Here is a 22,374-nt window from a genome sequence, read left to right on the forward strand (position 1 = left end):
TCGTAGCAGTCCGTCATATCATGTAAGAAAACGGACCAAAAACCTGAACAAAGGAAAAATTAAACAAGGTCACGCTTACCACGGAGAGTGCGATGTCGTACTTGAGAATCCGGCCGACGGATGTTCAGGTCGGCCAGGCCCTGCCCTGGGACGTCTTCGACGGCAAGGGCACGCTGCTGCTGTCGCGCGGGCAGACGGTCAGCACCGACGCGCAGCTGGAACGCCTGTTGGAAATCGGCGTGTTCGCGGAAAGCATGTCGCTGCAACGCACCCGCAACGAGGCGCCGCGCCCGCGGACCACGGTCGGCGCCGGCCGCCCGCCGTCGGTGGTGGCCGGGCTGGAGCAGGCGCGCAAGCGGCTGGACCAGGTGGTCGCCCACCTGCCCACGCTGGTGGCCGAGCAGACGCTGGGCGACGAGATCAGGAACCTGGCGGGCATGGTGGAGAACGCCAGCCGCACCGAGCCCAACGTGGCGCTGGCGATGGTGATGCTGCGCCAGGAAGGGCGCTACGCCACGCGGCAGATGGTGAACGTGGCCGTGGTGGCACGGCTGGTGGCGGTGTCGATGAACCTGCCGCCCGACGAGGTGCGCGCGGTGGTCTGCGCCGCGCTGACCATGAACCTGACCAAGGTGCCGTTGCAAGAGGCATTGCAGCAGCAGGCCGAACCGCTCACGCCGCAGCAACGCGAGGAGATGGAACGCCATCCGCGCGAAGCGCGCGATCTGCTGCTGCGCGCCGGCATCAACGATCCGACATGGCTGGACGCGGTGCTGCAACATCACGAGCACATCGACGGCAGCGGCTATCCGGCGCATCTGGTCGACGGCGCCATCGTGCTCGGCGCGCAACTGCTGGCGCTGGCCGACCTGTTCTGCGCCCGGGTGACGTCGCGCGCCTACCGCCCGGCGGTGGCGTCCAACGTGGCGCTGCGGGGCATCCTGCTGGAACGCGGCAAGGGCATCGATCCGGTGGTGGCCGGCCACTTCATCAAGACCCTGGGCGTGTATCCGCCGGGCCTGATGGTGCGGCTGGCCAACGGTGAGATCGGTATCGTGGTCAAGCAGGGCAGCAAGGCCAACTGTCCGGTGGTGGCCAGCGTGATCGGGCCGCGCGGCGCGCCGCTGTCGCTGGTGCTGCGCCGCGATACCGCCGTCGATCTCTACACCATCCGCGAGACGGTGGACCCCAACGAGTTCTCCGCCTACGTGCGCATGGAATCGATCTGGGGCGACAGCGCCCGCGCCGTGGAGGCTTGACACGCCACGGCGCGCCGCCGTGGGCACGTCACCACGCGGCTGCCTCATCGCCAGGGCCTGCTGTAGGCGCCCAGCGTCTGCTGATGCCCCTCGGAGACGCGCTCCAGCGCGTGGGTCCACGCCGATTTCACCGAATAACCGGGCTTGGCGACGGCGTCGAGCGCGGCGCGCAGCGTGCCGGTGACCGCGCTGACGTAGGCGGGGCTGCGCTGGCGGCCTTCCACCTTGATCGCCGCTACGCCCACCTTCATCAGTTCCGGCAGGATCGCCAGCGTGTTCAGGCTGGTGGGCTCCTCCAGCGCGTAATAGGTGGCGCCGTCGACTACGAAACGCCCCTTGCACAGCGTGGGATAACCGGCCGGTTCGTCCGGGGCGAAGCTGTCGATCAGGATGCCGTTGAGCCGCGCGCGGGTGGTGCCGTCCTGGTTCTCCCAGCGCACGAACGACGCGGGCGAGCACACGCCGTGCAGGTTGGGCGCCTCGCCGGTGGCGTAGCTGGACAGCAGGCAGCGGCCCTCGGCCATCACGCACAGGCTGCCGAAGCCGAACACCTCGATCTCCACCGGCACGTTGTCCTGGGCCAGCACCTTGATCACGTGCGCCACCTGCGGCAGCGTCAGCACGCGCGGCAGCACCGCGCGGCGCACGCCGAAGCATTCGTGCGCCATGGTGATCGCCGCGGCATTGGTGGCGGAGCCCTGCACCGACAGATGCAGCCGCAGCTGGGGATGGGTGCGGTGCGCGTAATCCATCAGCCCCAGATCGGCCAGGATCACCGCATCGGCGCCCAGCTCGGCCGCGCGGTCGACGGCGCGCCGCCACAGCGCCGTTTCGCCGGCCCGCGCGTAGGTATTGATCGCCACCAGCAGTTCGCGGCCACGCTGGCGGGTGTAGGCGCGGCCTTCCTCGATCTGCGCATCGCTGAAATTGAGCCCGGCGAAATTGCGGGCGTTGGTGGCATTGCGGAATCCGATATAGACGGCATCCGCCCCGTGATCGACGGCGGACTTCAACGCGGGCAGGCTGCCGGCGGGGCAAACAAGCTTGGGCGGAACGGGCACGACATGCTCCCCGGAAAGTATCGCCGGAGCTTAGGAGGATGCCGAAGGATGAACTTTGCGGCGGATCAAGGCGCAATGGCGCAACATCGCCGTAGGCACGCGTTTTCCACTACGTGGCGTTTGCGATGCCATAATCCCTTATTGGCTGACAAGCGTTGCCTGAGACAAGCTTGCCGACTATCAAATGCTGGCGGGCCGAGCGCGTGCTTCCGCCAACCAACACGATCACAAGGAAACCAGCATGAATATCGCAATCATTGGCCTGGGCAAGATGGGTGGCAACATGGCGCGGCGTCTCGCCCGCGGTGGCGCCAAGGTGTACGGCTTCGACCTGAGCGCCGAAACGCGCAGCAAGCTCGCCGCCGAGGAACCCAACTTCCAGGGCTTTGATTCGGTGGCCAAGCTGGTGGCCTCGCTGCCCAAGCCGCGCGTGGTGTGGCTGATGCTGCCGGCCGGCGAGATCAGCGAGAACACCTTCGCCGAGCTGAAGACGCTGCTGGCGCCGGGCGACCTGGTGGTGGACGGCGCCAACGCCATGTACAAGGACAGCCAGCGCCACGCGGCCGAGCTGGCCGAAGGCGGCTTCCGCTTCGTCGATGCCGGCGTGTCCGGCGGTGTGTGGGGCCTGGCCAACGGCTACACCATCATGCTCGGCGGCGAGAAAGAGGCCGTGGCCCAGGTGGAACCCTTCGTCAAACTGCTGGCCCCGGCGCCGGATCGCGGCTGGATCCACTGCGGCCCCGCCGGCTCGGGCCACTACACCAAGATGGTCCACAACGGCATCGAGTACGGGATGATGCAGGCGTTCGCCGAAGGCTTCGCCCTGCTCAAGGCCAAGGAAGACTTCAACCTCGACCTCGGCGAGATCAGCGAAGTGTGGCGCCACGGCTCGGTGATCCGTTCCTGGCTGCTGGACCTGATCGCCGGCACCCTGGCCGAGGACACCGACCTGGCCGGCCTCGCCGCCTACGTGCCCGATTCGGGCGAAGGCCGCTGGACGGTGCTGGAATCGATCGAGCTGGGCGTCCCCGCGCCGGTCATCACCCAGGCGCTGTTCTCGCGCTTCTCCAGCCGCGGCAACGACGATTTCGCGATGAAGCTGCTGTCGATGATGCGCAACGCCTTCGGCGGCCACGCGGTCGCCAAGCAGTAAACGTCATCCGGCGGCCACGCCGCCCGACAAAAAGGCCACGCGATGCGTGGCCTTTTTGCTGTCCGCTCCACCCGGATCAGGCCGGCAGCGCGTAGCCGAACGCCTGCTCGAAGCGCGCGGCCACCGTCGCCAGGTCGGCCTGGTGGTTCTGCGGCCCGCGCTCGGCGATCTTGATCGAGCCCAGCAGCGACGCCAGCCGCCCGGTGGTCGGCCAATCCCAGCCGCGGCGGATGCCGTAGAGCAGGCCGGCGCGGAAGGCGTCCCCGCAGCCGGTGGGGTCGGCCAGGGTGGCGGCCGGCACCACCGGGATGTCGTGGCGTACGCCGTCGGCGTAGATGTGCGAGCCCTCCCCGCCCAGGGTCACGATCAGCGCGCGCACGCGCGACGCCAGCCCTTCCAGCGACAGGCCGGTCTTCTGGATCAGCATCTGCGCTTCGTAGTCGTTGCAGGCGAGGTAGTCCGCCGCGTCGATCATCGGCAGCAGCTCGTCGCCGCTGAACATCGGCAGGCCCTGGCCCGGATCGAAGACGAAAGGAATGCCCGCGGCTTTCAGCTCGGCGCAGTGCTCCTGCATGCCCTGCTTACCGTCGGGTGCGACGATCGCCAGCTGCGGCTTGGCCTGCAACTCGGCCACGCGCGCGAAATGGGCGAAGTTCATCGCGCCGGGGTGGAAGGCGTTGATCTGGTTGTCGTCCAGGTCGGTGGTGATGAAGCATTGCCCGGTGAAGTGTTCCGGCAGCTCGCGCAAGCCGTCGCGGGAAATGCCCAGCCGGTCCAGCCGCGCCGCGTAGGGGCCGAAGTCGCTGCCGACGGTGGCCAGGATCAGCGGATCGTCGCCCAAAGCCTTGAGCGTGTAGGCGATATTGCCGGCGCAGCCGCCGAATTCGCGCCGCATCTCGGGCACCAGGAACGAGATCGACAGCATGTGGATCTGCTCCGGCAGGATGTGGTGCTTGAAACGGTCCGGGAACACCATGATGGTGTCGTAGGCCATCGATCCGCAGATCAGCGTGCTCATGCCAGCGTCCTTCGTTTTTCGGGATGGGCGATTATGCCACTCGTCAGAGCCGGCGACCGCACAACCCTTCCCTGCGGCGGCGGCTTTTACGCCCATGTTAAGCTCTTTGTTGTCTATAAGCTTACAAAAATACGACCATGTGGCCTTCCTCGCCGCTTCTTTCCGTCGCACTGGTCCTGGGCATCCCCACGCTGTTGTCTGTCATCAGTCTGACCCTGCTGGCGCTGGGCCATCGCGAACGGGGGCAGCACATGCTGGCCGCCGGCGCGCTCAGCGCGCTGGGTGCCTGCTGCGCGCTGGCCCTGGACATGGAACGGCTGGCCCTGGCGCTGTGGCTGGGCGCCGACACGCTGCTGCTGATCGGCGGCCGCCATTACCTGGGCCAGGCGCCCCGTTACCTGACAACCCTGCCCTGGCCGACGCTGGCCTTCGCCATCTTTCTTTACAGCGACGCGGCACCGGGCTCGGCCCTGCACATCCTCGCCCTGGCGCTGGCGATCCTGCCACTGGCGCCGATGCACGTCGGTTCGCTGATCCCCAACGTGGTCGAGGAACGCTGGGCCGCACCGCGCCAGCTGTTCGCGGTGGCGCATATCCTGCACGCCGCGTACTGGCTGGCGGTGGCGCTGGCGTGGCTGACCGGCGCTCCCGGCGCCTGGGCGCGCCTGCCGGTGGCCTACCTGCCGCTGGGCCTGATGGTGCTGATCGCCGGCCTGGCCTGGCCGCAACTGGTGGGACAGCGCCTGCGCTCGCGCATTTCGCGGCTGGCGCGCTTCGACGCGCTGACCGGCGCGCTGAACCGGCGCGGGGTGGAAGAGATCGCCCTGCGCGAGCTGCACCGCGTGCGCAGGCATCAAGGACAACTGGGCCTGGTGCTGGTCGACCTGGATCGCTTCCGCACCTTGAACGCGCGCTACGGTCACGGGGCCGGCGACGTGGCGCTGCGCACCTGCGCCGACGCGATCCGCGAGCAGATGGGACGCGGCGAATACTTCGGCCGGGTGGGCGGCGAGGAATTCTGCATCCTCGCGCCGGGGCTGGCCGGCGAGGCGCTGGAACAGTTGCTGACCAAGGTACGGCAGGCGGTGCGCGAGCTGGAGGTGGAGCACGAGGAACTGCTGATCCGCTTCTCCGCCAGCGCCAGCATGGCCGGCTACGGTGTGGACGGCAGCGATTTCGACACGCTGTACCGGGTGGCGATGAAGCGCATCTCGCAGGAAAAGAAAGGCCCGATCGCCTTCGCCGACACCGCGCCGCAGGCCGCCGCGGCCTAGGGCAAATCGACCTTCAAACGCGGGTACGAAGAAAGTCCTTCCCTGCGGATTGGTCCGTGGGCCGGTGTCTGCTTTGTCGCACGGCTTGCAGATAGGAAGGCTATCTGCTGCGCCGCGCTTCGCGCAGCCATATGGCCCACGGACCAACGCATCCCACGTTTGAAGGTCGGTTCGCCCTGAGCTGCTTGATTCATAACAAAACAATCTAAAAGGCCGATTCAATCCTTCTTGTACGGCATATTGTGCGATGTTAGATTGCCCCGCACGATTCCCGCAGCCCAAGAGGAGGATGTAGATGAAGTTCGATACGCTCGCGATCCACGCCGGGTACGGCCCCGATCCCACCACCAAGGCCGTGGCGGTGCCGATCTACCAGACCACCAGCTACGCCTTCGACGACACCCAGCACGGTGCCGACCTGTTCGACCTGAAGGTGCAGGGCAACATCTACACCCGCATCATGAACCCGACCACCGCGGTGCTGGAGCAGCGCGTGGCGGCGCTGGAAGGCGGCATCGGCGGGCTGGCGCTGGCCTCGGGCCAGGCGGCGATCACCTACGCCATCCTCACCATCGCCGAAGCCGGCGACAACATCATCGCCACCAGCACCCTCTACGGCGGCACCTACAACCTGTTCGCCCACACCCTGCCGCAATACGGCATCGAGGTGCGCTTCGTCGACCACCGCGACCCGCAATCGGCCGCCGCGCTGATCGACGACCGCACCAAGGCCATCTACTGCGAATCGATCGGCAATCCGCTGGGCAACGTGGTGGACTTCGCCGCCTTCGCCGACGTGGCGCACGCCGGCGGCATTCCGCTGATCGTCGACAACACCGTGCCGTCGCCGTACCTGACCCGCCCGTTCGAGCACGGCGCCGACATCGTGGTGCATTCGCTGACCAAGTACATGGGCGGCCACGGCACCAGCATCGGCGGCATCATCGTCGATTCCGGCAAGTTCCCCTGGGCCGAGCACAAGGCGCGCTTCCGCCGCCTGAACGAGCCGGACGTCAGCTACCACGGCGTGGTCTACACCGAGGCGCTGGGCGCCGCCGCCTTCATCGCCCGCGCCCGCGTGGTGCCGCTGCGCAACATGGGCGCCGCGATCAGCCCGTTCAATTCGTTCCTGATCCTGCAAGGGCTGGAGACGCTGGCGCTGCGCATGGAGCGCCACGTGGAGAACGCGCTGAAGGTGGCGCAGTTCCTGCAAGGCCATCCCAACGTGGCGTGGGTGAACTACGCCGGCCTGCCCGACCACGAATCGCGCCCGCTGGTGGACAAATACTTCGGCGGCAAGGCGTCCGGCCTGCTCACCTTCGGCGTCAAGGGCGGCCGCGAAGCCGGCGCGCGCTTCCAGGACAAGCTGCAACTGGTCACCCGCCTGGTGAACATCGGCGACGCCAAGAGCCTGGCCTGCCACCCCGCCAGCACCACCCACCGCCAGTTGTCGCCGGAGGAACTGAAGAAGGCCGGCGTCAGCGAGGACATGGTGCGGTTGTCGATCGGCATCGAGCACATCGACGACATCCTGGCCGACCTGGAACAGGCGCTCGCCTGATCCCGCTTCGCCGGATCAGGCCGGGAAGGGGGAAGAGGGAAGGGAGAAGGGTAAGGTCAAGGGCCAAACCCCTTCGCGCGTGGGCTTTGCCGTTCACCCTTCCCTCTTCCCCCTTCTCTCTTCCCGGTTGTTCCCCTTCCCTCTTCCCCGCTTTACCCTTCCCCCATGCGACTCAACCTGATCGGCGCCGGTCGCCTTGGCCGGACCCTGGCGCGTGCCTGGCGCGACGCGGGGCATTGCGAAATCGGCGCGGTGCTGTGCCGCGACGCCGCGCATGCGCGCGCGGCGGTGGCATTCATCGGCGCCGGCCAACCCACCACCACCTTGAACGACCTGCCCGCCGCCGAGCTGTGGCTGATCGCCACGCCGGACGGCGCCATCGCCCAGGTGGCGGCGGCACTGGCGCAAGTTGCCGGGCTCCGCGGCGACGATCTGGTGTTCCACGCCAGCGGCGCGCTGGACGCTGCCGTACTCGCGCCCCTGGCGGATCGTGGCGCGGTTTGCGGCAGCCTGCACCCCGCGCTGAGCTTCGCCGACCCGCAACGGGCGCTGGCGGCGTTGCCCGGCACGGCCTGCGCGCTGGAAGGCGCCGCCACCGCGCTGCCACGACTGGAAGCACTGGCGCAGGCGCTGGGCGGGCAGCCGTTCCGCCTGGCGCCGGGCGGCAAGGCGGCGTATCACGCGGCAACGGTGGTGGCATCGAACTACCTGGTCACGCTGGCCGCCCTGGCACAGCAGCTCGCCGCCCAGGCCGGGCTGGACACCGACGCGGCGAGCGCCGTGCTCGGCCCGCTGATGCGCCAGACGCTGGACAACGTACTGGCGCTCGGCCCGGCCGCCGCGCTGACCGGCCCCATCGCCCGGGGCGACGCGCAGACCGTGGCGCGACACCTCGCGGCGATCGACGACCCGCTGCTCGAAGCCGCCTACCGTACCCTCGGTCTCGCCACCCTGCCGCTGGCAGCGCTGCCCGCCGACCAACGGGAAGCGCTGGCTGGGTTGCTAAAGACAGACCCCAAACCTTGAACCACAGAGAACACGAAGAACACAGAGGCTCAGTGAGAACACCCAAGGCTTGAGTTTGCCCTTGGTATTCTCTGTGAACCTCTGTGTTCTCTGTGCCTCTGTGTTTCAAGATTTGGACATTCAGCCCCCCAGCGGCCTAGCAGCCTCGCCCAGCCGGCCGCTGTCCGCCAGTTCGGCGAATTCGTCGCCCATGCGGCGGCTGGCTTCGATGGCGGCGTGCCAGTGCGCGATGCGTTCGGCGTCGCGGCCGGCGTAACGCAGGAAATCCTTGCGGTCGGGAATGCGCTTTGCCGGCAGGCTGGCGACCAGTTCGGCCGTCGGCGCCAGCACCACCGTGCGTGCCAGATGCTGCGGGCGGCGCCATGGCAGGAATTTGTCGAGCCAGCCCGGCGTCACCGTCGGCACGAAGTGCGGCAGCAGCATCAGCCCTTCCGGCTGGGCCAGCGGCAGATCCATGTGGTAGTCGATCAGCCCGCCGTCCAGGTGATAGCCGGCCGGCGCGCCCGGCAGCCCGGCCACGCCGGCGATCACGCCGGGAATCGCCGCGGTGGCCATCAACGTCGGCGCCACGCGCTCGACGGTCAGCGGCACCGCGTGCGCGCCCAGGCCATCGTCGAGCAGGCGCACCGGCGCGTCGCCGGTATGCAGCACGGTGCGCGTCAGGTGCCGCCCCAGGCGGCGGCGCCCGGCGGCATTGGCAAACACCGCCCGCGCCAGCGCCAGCTTTTCGCCGACACCGCCGCTGCCGTCGATGCCGGCCACGCCGCGCGCGGCGATCACGTTCAGTTGCAGCCAGGGGTGGGCGACGATGTCGGCCGCGCCGTGTTCGCCCAGCAGCGCATCCAGGATGCGCCGCGCCTCGCGGGTGATCTCCGGCATGCCGTCGTCGCGCTGGTAGCGCTGTTCGTCCACGTAGGCCCGGCGGAAACGTTCGATCGCCGCCAACGGATCGCGCTGCGCACCGGCGGCCAGGCGCCACGCGCCGATCGACGCGCCCACCGCGATCAGCGGCCGCTCGCGATCGGCCAGCCAGCGGCCGAACAACACGCGGTCCAGCCCTTCCAGCATCAGCCACTTGGCGCCCCCGGCCGCCGCGCCCAGGTGGCTGAACTGCCCCGGCTGCATGCTCTGTTCGCGAATCTGCGCCAGCGCCTGTGGGCCGGCCAGGATCTGCAATGCCTTCACGGTGCGGGGTCCGCGTTCAGTGCCGCCAGTTGCGCCGCGTCCAGGTAACGCCATTCGCCCTCGGCCAGATCCAGATCGGCCAGCGCCAGCCCGCCGATGCGCACCCGCGCCAGTGCGGCGCAGTGGTTGCCGGCGGCCGCCAGCATGCGCTTCACCTGGTGATACTTGCCCTGGTCGAGTTCGATCTCGATGGTGAGCGGATCGATCAGCGTGGCGGCCAGCGCGGCGATGGGCGCGGGCTCGTCGATCAGCTTCACACCGTCCAGCAGTTGCCGTACCAGCCCGTCGTCGGCCGGCTGGCCCAGCGTGGCGCGGTAGACCTTGGGCTGGTGACGCTTGGGGTGCGATTGGGCGTGGATGAAATCGCCGTCGTCCGACAGCAGCAACAGCCCGGTGGTGTCATGGTCGAGCCGGCCCACCGGCTGCACGTCACGCCAGGTGAACTGCTCCGGCAACAGCGTGTGCACGCCCGGATGATGGCTGGGCTTGCGGCTGCATTCGTAGTTGGGCGGCTTGTTCAGCACCAGGTAGACCTGCTTGCGATAGATCCACGGCTCGTCGAACACGGTGAACGCCAGCCCCTCGGGCACGAATTCGGTCTGCCAGCGGGTGACGGTTTCGCCGCCCACCGCGACGTCGCCGTCCTCGATCAGCCCACGGCACCCCTTGCGGGTGCCAAAGCCCTGGCTTTGCAGGATGCGATCCAATGAGAGTTTTTTCATGGGCGCGACTTTACCAAGTCGCGCGCCGGGGATGAATGCGGAATGTACCGACGGGCCGGATCAGGCCGGGACGTGGAAGACCTGGAACGGGTTGCGGCACGGCGCGCCGAGGCTGTAGCGGATCTCGCCGTTGCCCGGCACGGCCACCGCGCTCCAGAAGGTGGCCAGCCCGTCGTCATGGCCGCACAGCGGGGCCTCGTGATCGGCCATCAGCCGCTGCAATCCCTCGACGGTCGCCGTGCGCGACAGGCCGAGCGGCGCGCCGGCGCACAGCCGGCGGTAGCGGGCCAGCGAGTTGTCCCATTCGGGGCACAGCGCCGCCATTTCGGGTGAGAGAAAGTGGTTGGTCATGGCCAACATGCCGGATTGCTCCAGAACCCGCACCGCCCGCCGCTGTGGCGTGGCTTCGATCACGCAGGCGTCGTGCGCATCCGCCAGCAGGTAGCTCTTGGGCTCCTTGAGCGGCAGGCTCAGCAACAGATCGCGCGCCTGCGCCACGCTCGTGCAGGTTTCCAGCAGCCAGCGCACCACCAGCTGGAACGGCATGCCGGCCGGCGCGGGGTCGGGATGCGGTCCGGCGCCGTTGAACGCGACGAACAGTCCGGCGGCGTTCAGTCCATCGAAACGACCGGCCGCCAGCCCTTCGTGCATGCCCAGGTGGGCCAGGCCCTGGTCGGGCGCGGTTTCGATCAGGTGGCGGCGGCTTTCGAAGTAGAAGAAATCGTAGTTGCGCGCGACCACCAGCCCGTCGGCGCTGCGCACCACGACGGCGCTGCAAGCCCCCTCCACGCCCAGACCGTAATGCCAGAGCAGTGCATCGCGCGGTAACCCCTGCGCATCCGCATAGGCGTCGATCTCCTCGACCAGCCGCGGCGCGATCTCGGCGGTCAACGCCCGGCAATCGCGCGCATGGCGCAGCCGCCCCGCCGTCATCCGTTCGACTCCCTCGTCAGCGGCAATGGCGGGCGCTTGCGCGGCCATGGCGGCACCCAATTCGGCAGGCGTACCGGCGATGCGGTAATGCCGGTAGTCGGCGTTGCGTTCTTCGAGCAGGTTCTGGTCTGGCATGTTGGCTCCGGCGTGAAAGAAAAGGCCAGCATACGAGGCGGCGGTTGACCGGCTTTGCGCTTTTGGGCGACGCGGTCATCTCAGCGCCATCGGGAACGCGCTCGGCAATACGACGACGGCTTGCCCTCGCCGATCAGCCGACCGCTTCGTGGAACCGCCAGCCGCCGTCCTGCCAGGCGAGCCGGCCATCCAGGTCGAGCGCCGCCAGGAAATCCGCGTCGTGCGACACCACCAGCAAGGCGCCGCGATAGTCGCGCAGCAGTTGCTCCACCGCCAGCATCCCGGCCAGGTCGAGATGATTGGTCGGTTCGTCGAGCAGCAGCAGGCCGGGGCGGCCGCCGCCGTAGAGGGCGCACGCCAGCGCGGCTTTCAGTCGCTCGCCACCGCTCAGCGTCGCCACCGGGCGCAGCGCCTGCTCGCCGGACAATCCCAGCAGTGCCAGCCGGGTGCGGGCGCCGGTTTCGTCCAGCGCCGGGGCGCGCGCCAGCAGTTGCGACGTGGCGTCGCGCGCCGGATCGAGCAGATCGGTGTGCTGGTCGAGCAGTTGCGCCGGCACGGCGACCTCGGCCGTCCCCGCGGCGGGCGCCAGTTGCCCGGCCAACACTCGCAGCAGCGTCGATTTGCCGCAGCCGTTCGGCCCGACCACCGCGACGCGGCGTGGCCCGCGCAGCGACCAATCCAGCGGCGCATTCGGCACAAACGGCAGCACCAGCCCGGACAGGGTCAGCACCTGCCTGCCGGGCGGGACGACCCCTTCCGGCTGCACCAGTTGCGGCGCCAGCGGCTCGGCGGCCCGCCCCCGCGCCTGGGCGACGGCTTCGGCCAGCGCCGCGTGGCGCTCGTCGTGCCGGGCCTGCAATCGCCCGCCCGTTTGCTCGGCGCGTTGCCGTTGCCGCCCCAGCAGGATTTTGGCCTGGTTGCTGTCCGCCGCATCGCGATGGCCGCGCGCCTGGCGCTGCTGCGCACGCTCCGCCTGTTCGCGCAGTGCCGCCTGCTCGCGGCGTTGCGTGGTCCGGGCATGCGCCAGTTGTGCCTGCGCGGCATCGCGCTCGGCCTGCTTCTGCGCGCGATAGACGTCGTAATCGCCGCCATAGCGATGCAGGCCGCGTTCGTCGAGTTCGACGATGACGCGCATCCGGCGCAGCAGCGCACGATCGTGGCTGATCGCCAGCAGGCCGCCGGACCAGTCGTCCAGTTGCGCGAGCAGGGCGTCGCGGTGACGCGCATCCAGATGATTGGTCGGCTCGTCCAGGATCAGGAAATCGGCGCCGGACAACCATGCGCCCAGCAATGCGACCCGCATGGCCTCGCCGCCGCTGAGCCGAGCGCTCGGCGTATCGGGGCGCAGGCGCGGCAACCCCGCGCGTTCCAGCAACCGTTGCAGATCGTGCGGCAGCGTCCAGCGGTCGGCCAGCAGCGCGAAATCCGCCTCGTCGCAACTGCCGGCCTCGATCCGCGCCAGTGCACCCAGCGCGCCGTCCACGCCGGCCAGCGCGGCAACGGTGGGCCGCGCCGCGAGGTCGATCCGCTGCGGCAGATGGAACACCCGTTCCGCGCCGCGCACGACGCCACGGCTGGGCGACAGGATGCCCGCCATGATCCGGCCGAGCACGCTCTTGCCGATGCCGTTGCGGCCGACCAGTGCGCTCGGGCCAACGTCGAACACCAGGGAGAGATCGGAAAACAGGGGCCTGCCATCGGGCAGGTGGAAGGCGACGCCATCCAGCGTCAATGCGGGGGAATTCGTCATGCGCAACCTCGATACCGTGTACGGAAGGGAAAGACCGTTTCCGTGGGCTGAAACCACGGCGGCATCAATGGCGCATCGGACGAAACTCCTGGAGAGGGAATTCTTGGAGAGGGAATGGCGATATTAGGGCGAATCACGGTTGTCGGCGCGTTCCTGGCCGACGGCCGGTGGCAGTACCATGCGGCCATGACCGACCTGGACCGCCTGCTCGCCGACATCCGCGCCTGTAGTCACTGCGCGCCGCAATTGCCATTGGGGCCGCGCCCGGTGCTGATCGCCGACGCCCGCGCCCGGCTGCTGATCGTCGGCCAGGCGCCGGGAACGCGGGTGCACGCCACCGGCATTCCGTGGAACGACCCGTCGGGCGACCGGCTGCGACAGTGGCTGGATGTCGATCGCGACACCTTCTACGACGCCTCGCGCATCGCCATCGTGCCGATGGGCTTCTGCTATCCGGGGCGCGGCAAATCCGGCGATCTGCCGCCCCGCCCCGAATGCGCGCCGCGCTGGCGCGCGCCGTTGCATGCGCTGCTGCCCCGTATCGAACTCACCCTGCTGATCGGCCAGTACGCCCAGGCGTGGTACCTGGGCCGCACGATGCGCCCGACGCTGACCGAAACCGTGGCCGACTGGGCGCGCTACGGACCGGATTTCCTGCCGCTGCCCCACCCCAGCCCGCGCAACCAGCTCTGGCTGCGCCGCAACCCCTGGTTCGAAGCCGAGGTGGTGCCGGAACTGCGCCGCCGCGTCGGCCCGTTATTGACGCGCTGACAGGTTGGCGGCACTCCATTTTGATGCGGATTCCCGCACCCGATTTGATGCATGTCCTTGCACCATATAGGAAAATTCGCATACCCTCTTGATCGATATAATTAACATTTGTATTATCCAACCATGAACCAAAAGCAGCCTTCCCCTCCCTGTTTCGTTCCCGTCGAAGAAAAGATCGACCGCGTCTGCATGCGCCTGCCCTGCGCCGACCGCCAGCACGTGGTGTTGTCGCAGCTGTTCAAACACATCCACGGCCGCCTGCATGACCGGATGAACACCGTGCTGCGCGAGCACAACGTGAACCCGGTGAGCTTCAGCGCACTGACCATGCTCTACAGCTCGCCCGACAGCGTGCTCAACCCGTCCGATCTGGCCGATTCCACCGGCGAATCGCGGGCCAACGTCACGCGGATCTGCGACGAACTGGTATCGCGCGGGCTGCTGTCGCGCGAGCCGAACGCCGAAGACCGCCGCCGCATCGACCTGCGGCTGGCGCCCGACGGCGCGGCGCTGGTGGAAGCGTTGCTGCCGACACTGCAACTCCGGGTGCATTCCACCTACAACGTATTGAACGCCAAGGAGAAGGAACAGTTGGAACGCCTGATGAAGAAAGTGCTGGGCGCTCTCGACCAGTAGGAGCAGTAGGCGAAACCCGGCGCAGCCGTCACAGGCAATACGCGCGAAACGTCTTGAAAGGCGGCACACCGGACTTCCTTCGGCCGCCCCGGGTACGTGTGAGGCTCGAAGCTTCCGCGCGACACACCACCAGCAGGGTTTTGTCGGTCGCTCCAAGCCGGACCGCCTCGTGCCGAGGCCGGCCCTCCCGCCGCGCTCCCCCATCCCGGCAATGCCGGGCCAAGGTAGCGCCTTTTTTTCCCAAAATCGTTGAAATATGAATAATCGATATTCGAATAAGATACCGACGCTGGGCTTGCTTGCATTGCTGTTGGGCGGTTGCGCCGCGATCCCCCCGGATTCCCCCACCGTCGCCGAGCGCGACCTGGCCGGCGCGCAGTTGTCCAAGAGCATCCGCCTGGCGCGCGAAGGCTGGCCCGACGCGCAGTGGTGGACGCGCTACGACGATCCGCAACTGACCGCGCTGATCGAGCGCGCGCTGAAGGATGCGCCCGACCTGGCCGCCGCCCAGGCGCGCATCCGCCAGGCGCAGGCCAGCCAGGCGATCACCGAGGCCAACGGCGGCATCAACATCACCCTCGACGGCACGGTGGACCGCCAGTACATCTCCGGCACCGGCCTGTTCCCGCCGCCGCTCGGCGGCGCGTGGTACACCGAGGGCAAGGTGGGCCTGAACGCCAGCTACGACTTCGACTGGTGGGGCAAGCACAGCGCGCAGATCGCCGCGACGCTGGGCGAAGTGAACGCCCGCCGCGCCGAGGAAAAGCAGGCCGAGCTGACCATCGCCACCAGCGTGGCGCAAAGCTACTTCGCCTTGCAGACCGACTGGGCGCGCATCGCCACGCTGAAGCAGGCGCGCGACGCGCAGGCCAGGCTGGCCGAAGGCCGCGCCAAGCGCGTGGCGCGCGGGCTGGATCCGGCCAACGCCCGGGTACGCGCCGAGGGCGATCTCGCCGCCATCGACGCCCAGCTGGCCGCCGGCCAGACCGCCGCCGACCGCGAACGCGAGGCGCTGCGCGCACTGGTGGGCGCCAACCCCGAGGCGCTGGCCGACCTGCAACCGCGCCCGCTGCCCGCCGCCGCGCCGGCCTTGCCCGACACCCTGGGCAACGAACTGCTGGCGCGCCGTCCCGACCTGCAAGCCGCGCGCTGGCGGGTGCAGAGCACGCTGTCGGCCATCGACGCACAGCGCGCGGCGTTCTACCCGACCATCAACATCGTCGGCTTCGCCGGGTTCGACACCATCACCATGGCCGACCTGTTCGACCGCGCCAGCCGCCAGTTCAACCTGATCCCCGGCATCAGCCTGCCGATCTTCGACAGCGGCCGCCTCTCGGCGCAGCTGGGCGCCAAGCGCGCCGACCGCGATGCGCTGATCGCCGAATACAACCAGGCGGTGGTGCGCGCGGTGCGCGAAGTGGCGCAGGAAGGCGTGACGCTGTCCGGCCTGGCCCGGCAGCAGGCCGCCGCCCAGCGCCAGTTGCAGTCGGCGCGCCAGGTGCTGGACAACAGCCAGGCGCAGCTCAAACAGGGGCTGATCGACCGCACCGCGGTGCTGAACGCGGCGCTGCCGGTATTCAGCCAGCAGGACAGCCTGATCCAGTTGAACCACAGCCAGCTCAACAGCGAGCTGGCCCTGATCAAAGCGCTGGGCGGCGGGTATCGCGCCGCCGAGCCGGACAAGCAATAAGGGAGATATTCGAACATGAGCCAACCCCAGACCCCCGTCGCTTCGCGCAAGCGCAAGCCGCTGCTGCTGGCGCTGACGGTACTGTTCATCGCCGCCGGCATCGGCTACGGCATCCACTGGGTGACCGTCGCCGCCAAGCGCGAGACCACCGACAACGCCTACGTCGGCGGCAACGTGGTCACCCTGACTTCGCAGGTGACCGGCACCGTCACCGAGATCCGCGCCGACGAGACCCAGCTGGTCAAGGCCGGCGAGGACCTGGTGCGGCTGGACCCGGCCGACGCCACGGTGGCGCTGCGCCAGGCCGAGGCCAAGCTGGGCGAGACGGTGCGCGATCTGAAGAAGCAGTACGCCAACGTCGACCAGTACGAGGTGATCCTGGAACAGCGCCGCATCGACCTGAAGAAGGCGCGCGCCGACTACGACCGCCGCGCGCCGCTGGCCGCCGAGCAACTGGTCGCCGCCGAAGAAGTGGCGCACGCCAAGGAGGCGCTGGACAACGCCCAGGTGGGCCTGGACGTGGCGCAGAAGCAGCTGGAAGCCGCCCGCGCCGGGGTGGCCGGGGTGGACCTGATCCATCACCCCAGCGTGCTCGCCGCCAAATCCAACTTCGTGCAGGCCTGGCTGGCCACGCGCCGCAACGCCGTTCCCGCGCCGGTGACCGGCTACGTGGCCAAGCGCGGGGTGCAGGTGGGCGCGCGCGTCTCGCCCGGCACCACGCTGATGACCATCGTGCCGCTGGATCAGCTGTGGGTGGATGCCAACTTCAAGGAATCCGAGCTGAAGAACATCCGCATCGGCCAGAAGGCCAAGGCGGTGGCCGACGTGTACGGCAGCAAGGTGGAATACCACGGCACCGTGATCGGTCTGGCGGCCGGCACCGGCAGCGCGTTCTCGCTGCTGCCGGCGCAGAACGCCACCGGCAACTGGATCAAGGTGGTGCAGCGTGTGCCGGTGCGCATCGCGCTCGACGCCAAGGAACTGTCCGAACACCCGCTGCGCGTCGGCCTGTCGATGGAAGTTGAAGTGGACACCGAGCAACGCGACGGCCCGGTGCTCGCCACCCAGCCCGCCGGCAAATCGCTGTTCAGCACCAAGGCGCTGGAGCAGCCGCTGCCCGAAGCCGAGCGGATGGCCGACGAGATCATCGCCCGCAACGCGGTGCACTGAGCCCTTACCAGATAAAAAAAGCGGACTGGTGCCGGGGAAGGCAGACCCCACACCTTGAACCACAGAGAACGGTGAGAACACAGAGTCACACAGAGAACCCCGAAGAACACTCGTGATGAATGCGGCATGTTGGCGCGCTCACTGACGACGTTGGTTTTCTCTGTGAATCCTCCGTGCTCTCTGTGTCCTCTGTGGTTCAAGGTGTGGGGGTTCGACGCCCCCGGCAACCCTGTCCGCCCCCCACAGGTTGAAACATGAGCCAGACTGCCGCCGCAGCCGCGCCGCCCCCGCCGATCCACGGGGCGAAGCTCGCGCTGCTGACCTTTGCCGTGGCTTCGGCCACCTTCATGGAGGTGCTGGACACCACCATCGTCAACGTGTCGGTGCCCCACATCGCCGGCGACCTGGCCGTCGCCGCCACCCAGGGCACCTGGGCCATCAGTTCCTACGGCCTGGCCGCGGCCATCGCCGTGCCGCTCACCGGCTGGCTGGCGCGTCGCTTCGGCGAGGTGCGCATGTTCGCGTTGTCGGTGCTGCTGTTCACCGTGATGTCGATCCTGTGCGGCTTCGCCAACAGCCTGCCGATGCTGGTGTTCTTCCGCTTCATGCAGGGCCTGGTCTCCGGGCCGATGGTGCCGCTGTCGCAGACGCTGCTGCTGGCCAACTACCCGCCCGAGAAGAAAGGGCTGGCGCTGGCGCTATGGGCGATGACGGTGATCGTGGCGCCGATCTTCGGGCCGATGCTGGGCGGCTGGCTCACCGACAACTACTCGTGGCCGTGGATCTTCTACATCAACGTTCCGGTCGGCGTGCTGGCGGGGCTGATCGCCTGGAACATCCTCAAGGACCGCGAGACGCCCACCGCGCGCGTGCCGATCGACTACACCGGGCTGGTGCTGCTGTTCGTCGGCGTGGGCTCGCTGCAGCTGATGCTCGACAACGGCAACGACATGGATTGGTTCAACTCCAACTTCATCCTCACGCTGGGGCTGATCGCGGTGGTGACGCTGTCGTTCCTGGTGGTGTGGGAGCTGACCGACGAGCATCCCATCGTCGATCTGAGCCTGTTCAAGAGTCGCAATTTCCTGGTGGGCGTCGCCGCGCTGTCGCTGGGGGTGTTCTGCTTCTTCGGCAGCACCGTGCTGTTCCCGCTGTGGTTGCAGACGGTGATGGGCTACACCGCCACCTGGTCCGGGCTGGCCACCGCGCCGGTCGGCGTGCTGGCGTTCATCCTGTCGCCCATCATCGGCAAGAACATCCAGCGGCTGGACCTGCGCATGATCTCGTCGTTCGCCTTCATGGTGTTCGCCGCCACCATGTTCTGGTTCTCCAGCTTTACGCTGGAGACCGCGTTCGACCAGGTGATCCTGCCGCGGATCCTGCAAGGGATCGGCGTGGCCTGCTTCTTCGTGCCGGTGAACCAGATCGTGCTGTCCGGCCTGCCGGTGAGCCGGCTGGCCGCCGCGTCGGGGCTGGCCAACTTCTTCCGCACCATCTCGGGCAGCTTCGCCACGGCGATTTCGGTGTTCGTGTGGGACCACCGCGCGGCGTTCCACCACGCGCGCCTCACCGAGCACATCACCGCCCTCGACCCGGCCACGCAGGACTACGTGAGCCGCCTGCAAGCGCTCGGCCTGCCGCAGAACGCGGCCTACGGCCAGATCGAGCAGGTGATCAACCAGCAGGCGTTCCAGATCGCCACCAGCGAAGTGTTCCACTCGCTGGCGCTGATCTTCGTCGCGCTGGTGTTCATCGTCTGGTTCGCCAAGCCGCCGTTCGGCACCGCTGGTGGCAGGGGCGGCGGGCATTGAGCGCAATTCTGGGAAGAGGGAAGGGAGAAGGGGGAAGGGTGTAAAACCAACCCAAACCCCACGTCTTGAAACACAGAGAGCACGGAGAACACGGAGATTCACAGAGAAAAGCGAGGTAAGGCAGAGCGGCTCGTGGAAGTTCAGGTAAGCGGCGGTTCTTCCACCTGAAGCCGCCAGCCCGCTCAAGCCTTTCTCCGTGTAGCTCTGTGCTCTCCGTGCTCTCTGTGTTTCAAGATTTGGAAGTCCACGCCGCCGCCATGCCCGCTGCATGCCCGGAAACGGCGCCGGCTGTATCGGTCGGACGGGCGGCGCGGCTGTTAGCATCGGGGCAGGCTCATCACTGGCGATCGCCATGCCCATCCCCCTCTTGCAACCGCTCGGCGCACTGCTGCCCGACTGGTGTCCCCCTCCCCCGCCCCCGCATACCCTGCTGCAAGGCCACGGCTGCCGGCTGGAGCCGGTGGATGCCGCGCGCCACGCCCAGCCGCTGTTCGACGCCTTCGCCGAGGATCCCGACGGCGCGCTGTGGACCTACCTGCCCTACGGCCCCTTCGCCGACGCCACCGCGCTGGCGGCCTGGCTGGACAGCAAGCGCGGGCTGAGCGACCAGCAGCTTTACGCCATCGTCGATGCCGCCAGCGGCGCGGCGCTGGGCCTGTGCGGCTACCTGCGCATCCAGCCCGAGGCGGGCAGCATCGAGGTCGGCAACCTCACCTATTCGCCACGCCTGCAACGCAGCCGGCTGGCCACCGCGGCGATGGCGCTGATGATGGAGAACGCCTTCGCGCTGGGCTATCGCCGCTACGAGTGGAAATGCAACGCGCTGAACGCCCCGTCGTGCCGCGCGGCGGAGCGCCTGGGCTTCACTTTCGAGGGCATCTTCCGCCAGGCCACGGTGGTGAAGGGCCGCAACCGCGATACCGCGTGGTATTCGATCCTGGACCACGAATGGCCGCGCCTGCGAGACGCCTACGCGCGCTGGCTGGCACCCGACAACTTCGACGAGGCGGGCCGCCAGCGCCACGCCCTGTCGACCCGGACCGGGCGCGCGCCGTGAACGCCATCCTGCGCCCGGCGACGCCGGACGACCTGGCACGGGTCTGTGCCTGGGCCGAGGATGCCGAGACGCTGTATTTCATGTTTCCGGCGGCGCGGTTCCCGCTGACGCCCGAGCAATTGCAACAGGCGCTGGCGCAACGTCACGCCGCCAGCGTGCTGGAGATCGACGGCCAGCCCGCGGGTTTCGCCGACTTCATCGCCCTCGCGCCCGAACTGCCGGCGACGCTGGGCCACGTGATCGTCGACCCCGCCCGGCGGCGCCAGGGCGTGGGCCGCGCGCTGGTCGAGGCGATGTGCCGGCTGGCGTGGCGCCAGGGCGCCGTCGATATCCACGCCACCTGCTTCGACCGCAACGCCCCGGCGCTGGCGCTGTACCAGCGGCTCGGCTTCGCCCCGGTGGGCTGGCGGCAACGCACCGACTACGCCGGTCGCACGCACCTGGCCTTCGACCTGGCCCGACCGCCGCGCGCGGCGGATACCGAGGACGGCGTCGACTACGACGACGACCCGGCACGCATCGACTTCGACTGGCTGACCGGGCAACTGGCGCAGACCTACTGGTCGCCGGGCATCGGCCGCCCCAAAGTGGAGCTGGCGGCGCGGCACAGCACGGTGGTGATGGCCGCGTATGCCGAAGGCCGCCAGATCGCCTACGCCCGCGTGCTGTCGGACGGCAACCGCTTCGGCTATCTGGCCGACGTGATCGTCGACCCCGCCTGGCGCGGCCGCGGCATCGCCACCCGCCTGCTGCAACGCATCCTGGCGCACCCCCGCATCGCCCACGTCGAGAACTGCTACCTGATGACCTTCGACGCCCACGTCGTCTACCGCCCCCTCGGCTTCGAGGTCTATCCCCGCCCGGAACGCTTCATGTGGCGCGGCCGACCGGCGACCAACGCGGGCGGGCGATAAAGACGAAGTCCGGGAACACAGAGAACACAGAGAACACAGAGAACACAGAGAACAGCCTGGAGATTGCCCCCCGCCCGATCCAGCCCAGCCGTCGGTTCGGCGACGCCATCGATTCCACAACGCCAATTAGCTCACCCTCCGAGCAAAGCGAGGCTCCCTCGCGGCGGCGAGGGCGGGGGGAGTGGAATCAATCAGGAGAGAGCCGATACCCGCACTCCAACAACGTTGCGCACCCGGCTTTGCCGGGGGCTTGCGACACGCGAAGAACCACCGGCGTTACCCCGCACCCCCCAGGCTCTCGCTATAATCCGCCCTTTGGACGCACGGGAAAAACCACGCCATGTCCGGCCTGACCACCACCCAACTGACCAGCCTGAAGAAGATCTACTCCGGCAAGGTGCGCGATCTGTACGAGATCGACGCCGACCGCATGCTGATGATCGCCACCGACCGGCTGTCCGCCTTCGACGTCATCCTGGCCGAGCCGATCCCGGACAAAGGCAAGATCCTGACCGCGATTTCGAACTTCTGGTTCGACCTGCTCAAGGACGAAGTGCCCAGCCACTTCACCGGCGAGCGCGCCGAGGACGTGGTATCCGCCGCCGACCGCCCGCAGGTGGAAGGCCGCGCCGTGGTGGTCAAGCGGCTGAAGCCGGTGCCGGTGGAAGCCATCGTGCGCGGCTATATCGCCGGCTCGGGCTGGAAGGAATACAAACAGCAGGGCACCGTGTGCGGCATCGCGCTGCCGGCCGGCCTGCAAGAGGCCGACAAGCTGCCCGAGCCGATCTTCACCCCCAGCACCAAGGCGGCCGTGGGCGACCACGACGAGAACATCAGCTACGCGCGCTGCGAGGAGATCCTGGGCGCCGAGCTGGCCGCCAAGGTGCGCGACACCGCCATCGCGCTCTACCGCAAGGCGTCGGAGTACGCCGCCACCCGCGGCATCATCATCGGCGACACCAAATTCGAGTTCGGCCTGGACGAAAACGGCACGCTGACGTTGATGGACGAAGCGTTGACGCCCGACTCCAGCCGCTTCTGGCCGGCCGACCAGTACCGCCCCGGCACCAACCCGCCGTCCTACGACAAGCAGTTCGTGCGCGACTGGCTGGAATCCACCGGCTGGAACAAGACCCCGCCCGCGCCGGCGCTGCCGCAGGACGTGGCCGACAAGACCGCCGCCAAGTATCGCGAAGCGCTGGAACGGCTGGTGGGCTGAGCTCCCGTCATCCATCGCAAAGGCCGGGG

General features: G+C 68.3%; 18 protein-coding genes and 1 pseudogene. 13 read left to right on the top strand and 6 right to left on the bottom strand.

All coding sequences use genetic code 11. The annotated features are described in order from the left end of the window. The first annotated feature begins 92 nt into the window (after window positions 1-92). Window positions 93-1,259: an HD-GYP domain-containing protein gene (locus C556_RS19060; protein WP_018746734.1), complete on the top strand. Its 1,167-nt coding sequence runs from the start codon at window positions 93-95 to the stop codon at window positions 1,257-1,259. 44 nt (window positions 1,260-1,303) lie between these two features. Here C556_RS19060 and ubiU read toward each other — a convergent pair whose 3' ends face one another. Then, window positions 1,304-2,320: a ubiquinone anaerobic biosynthesis protein UbiU gene (gene ubiU / locus C556_RS0102935; protein WP_026262756.1), complete on the bottom strand. Its 1,017-nt coding sequence runs from the start codon at window positions 2,318-2,320 to the stop codon at window positions 1,304-1,306. 184 nt (window positions 2,321-2,504) lie between these two features. On the opposite strand from ubiU, the gene gnd reads away from it, so the two are divergent. Further along, on the top strand, window positions 2,505-3,473 hold the full coding sequence (gnd, locus tag C556_RS0102940) for a phosphogluconate dehydrogenase (NAD(+)-dependent, decarboxylating) (RefSeq protein ID WP_157235756.1): 969 nt from the start codon (window positions 2,505-2,507) through the stop codon (window positions 3,471-3,473). 76 nt (window positions 3,474-3,549) lie between these two features. Here the strand turns inward: gnd and C556_RS0102945 are convergent, their stop codons facing one another. After that, window positions 3,550-4,491 carry a carbohydrate kinase family protein gene (locus tag C556_RS0102945; RefSeq protein WP_018746737.1) on the bottom strand — a complete coding sequence of 314 codons (942 nt, stop codon included), beginning with the start codon at window positions 4,489-4,491 and terminating at the stop codon, window positions 3,550-3,552. Between the two features lie 137 nt (window positions 4,492-4,628). On the opposite strand from C556_RS0102945, the gene C556_RS21390 reads away from it, so the two are divergent. From C556_RS21390 to C556_RS19070, 3 genes and pseudogenes are all read left to right on the top strand, one after another. After that, complete coding sequence (locus C556_RS21390) at window positions 4,629-5,765, top strand: GGDEF domain-containing protein (protein ID WP_018746738.1); 1,137 nt, start codon at window positions 4,629-4,631, stop codon at window positions 5,763-5,765. A 295-nt stretch (window positions 5,766-6,060) separates the two neighbouring features. Further along, on the top strand, window positions 6,061-7,326 hold the full coding sequence (locus C556_RS0102955) for an O-acetylhomoserine aminocarboxypropyltransferase/cysteine synthase family protein (protein WP_018746739.1): 1,266 nt from the start codon (window positions 6,061-6,063) through the stop codon (window positions 7,324-7,326). A gap of 156 nt (window positions 7,327-7,482) precedes the next feature. Then, window positions 7,483-8,352: pseudogene (locus C556_RS19070) on the top strand (Rossmann-like and DUF2520 domain-containing protein); the annotation flags it as partial. 120 nt (window positions 8,353-8,472) lie between these two features. Here the strand turns inward: C556_RS19070 and C556_RS0102965 are convergent. From C556_RS0102965 to C556_RS0102980, 4 genes are all read right to left on the bottom strand, one after another. Further along, window positions 8,473-9,537 (bottom strand): hypothetical protein, encoded by a 1,065-nt coding sequence (locus C556_RS0102965; protein WP_018746741.1) that lies wholly within the window; start codon window positions 9,535-9,537, stop codon window positions 8,473-8,475. Continuing rightward, window positions 9,534-10,259: a pseudouridine synthase gene (locus C556_RS0102970; protein WP_040430214.1), complete on the bottom strand. Its 726-nt coding sequence runs from the start codon at window positions 10,257-10,259 to the stop codon at window positions 9,534-9,536. Before C556_RS0102970 ends, C556_RS0102965 begins: the two co-directional genes overlap by 4 nt. A gap of 60 nt (window positions 10,260-10,319) precedes the next feature. After that, on the bottom strand, window positions 10,320-11,327 hold the full coding sequence (locus C556_RS0102975) for a C45 family autoproteolytic acyltransferase/hydrolase (protein WP_018746743.1): 1,008 nt from the start codon (window positions 11,325-11,327) through the stop codon (window positions 10,320-10,322). Window positions 11,328-11,460: 133 nt separating this feature from the next. After that, window positions 11,461-13,077, bottom strand: a complete 1,617-nt coding sequence (locus C556_RS0102980; RefSeq protein ID WP_018746744.1) for an ATP-binding cassette domain-containing protein — start codon at window positions 13,075-13,077, stop codon at window positions 11,461-11,463. A 186-nt stretch (window positions 13,078-13,263) separates the two neighbouring features. On the opposite strand from C556_RS0102980, the gene C556_RS0102985 reads away from it, so the two are divergent. The 8 genes from C556_RS0102985 (at window position 13,264) to C556_RS0103025 (ending at window position 22,345) form a co-directional block, all read left to right on the top strand. Beyond that, the gene (locus C556_RS0102985) at window positions 13,264-13,848 is read left to right on the top strand and encodes a uracil-DNA glycosylase family protein (protein ID WP_018746745.1); all 585 of its coding nucleotides are present in this window, start codon (window positions 13,264-13,266) and stop codon (window positions 13,846-13,848) included. Window positions 13,849-13,971: 123 nt separating this feature from the next. Further along, window positions 13,972-14,484: a MarR family transcriptional regulator gene (locus C556_RS19075; RefSeq protein WP_083930300.1), complete on the top strand. Its 513-nt coding sequence runs from the start codon at window positions 13,972-13,974 to the stop codon at window positions 14,482-14,484. Window positions 14,485-14,779: 295 nt separating this feature from the next. Beyond that, window positions 14,780-16,174 (top strand): efflux transporter outer membrane subunit, encoded by a 1,395-nt coding sequence (locus tag C556_RS0102995; protein ID WP_157235758.1) that lies wholly within the window; start codon window positions 14,780-14,782, stop codon window positions 16,172-16,174. 15 nt (window positions 16,175-16,189) lie between these two features. Beyond that, window positions 16,190-17,344: an HlyD family secretion protein gene (locus C556_RS19080; RefSeq protein WP_018746748.1), complete on the top strand. Its 1,155-nt coding sequence runs from the start codon at window positions 16,190-16,192 to the stop codon at window positions 17,342-17,344. A gap of 254 nt (window positions 17,345-17,598) precedes the next feature. After that, the gene (locus C556_RS0103005) at window positions 17,599-19,155 is read left to right on the top strand and encodes a DHA2 family efflux MFS transporter permease subunit (protein ID WP_018746749.1); all 1,557 of its coding nucleotides are present in this window, start codon (window positions 17,599-17,601) and stop codon (window positions 19,153-19,155) included. A 352-nt stretch (window positions 19,156-19,507) separates the two neighbouring features. Next, a complete protein-coding gene (locus tag C556_RS0103010) occupies window positions 19,508-20,212 on the top strand; it encodes a GNAT family N-acetyltransferase (RefSeq protein ID WP_018746750.1) in 705 nt (234 codons plus the stop codon). After that, window positions 20,209-21,126, top strand: a complete 918-nt coding sequence (locus tag C556_RS21395; protein WP_018746751.1) for a GNAT family N-acetyltransferase — start codon at window positions 20,209-20,211, stop codon at window positions 21,124-21,126. Before C556_RS0103010 ends, C556_RS21395 begins: the two co-directional genes overlap by 4 nt. Before the next feature lie 340 nt (window positions 21,127-21,466). After that, entirely contained in the window at window positions 21,467-22,345 is an 879-nt protein-coding gene (locus C556_RS0103025) for a phosphoribosylaminoimidazolesuccinocarboxamide synthase (protein ID WP_018746752.1), read from the top strand. The last annotated feature ends 29 nt before the right edge of the window (window positions 22,346-22,374 follow it).

This window comes from Chitiniphilus shinanonensis DSM 23277, assembly GCF_000374805.1.
In the GTDB taxonomy this organism is placed as follows: domain Bacteria; phylum Pseudomonadota; class Gammaproteobacteria; order Burkholderiales; family Chitinibacteraceae; genus Chitiniphilus; species Chitiniphilus shinanonensis.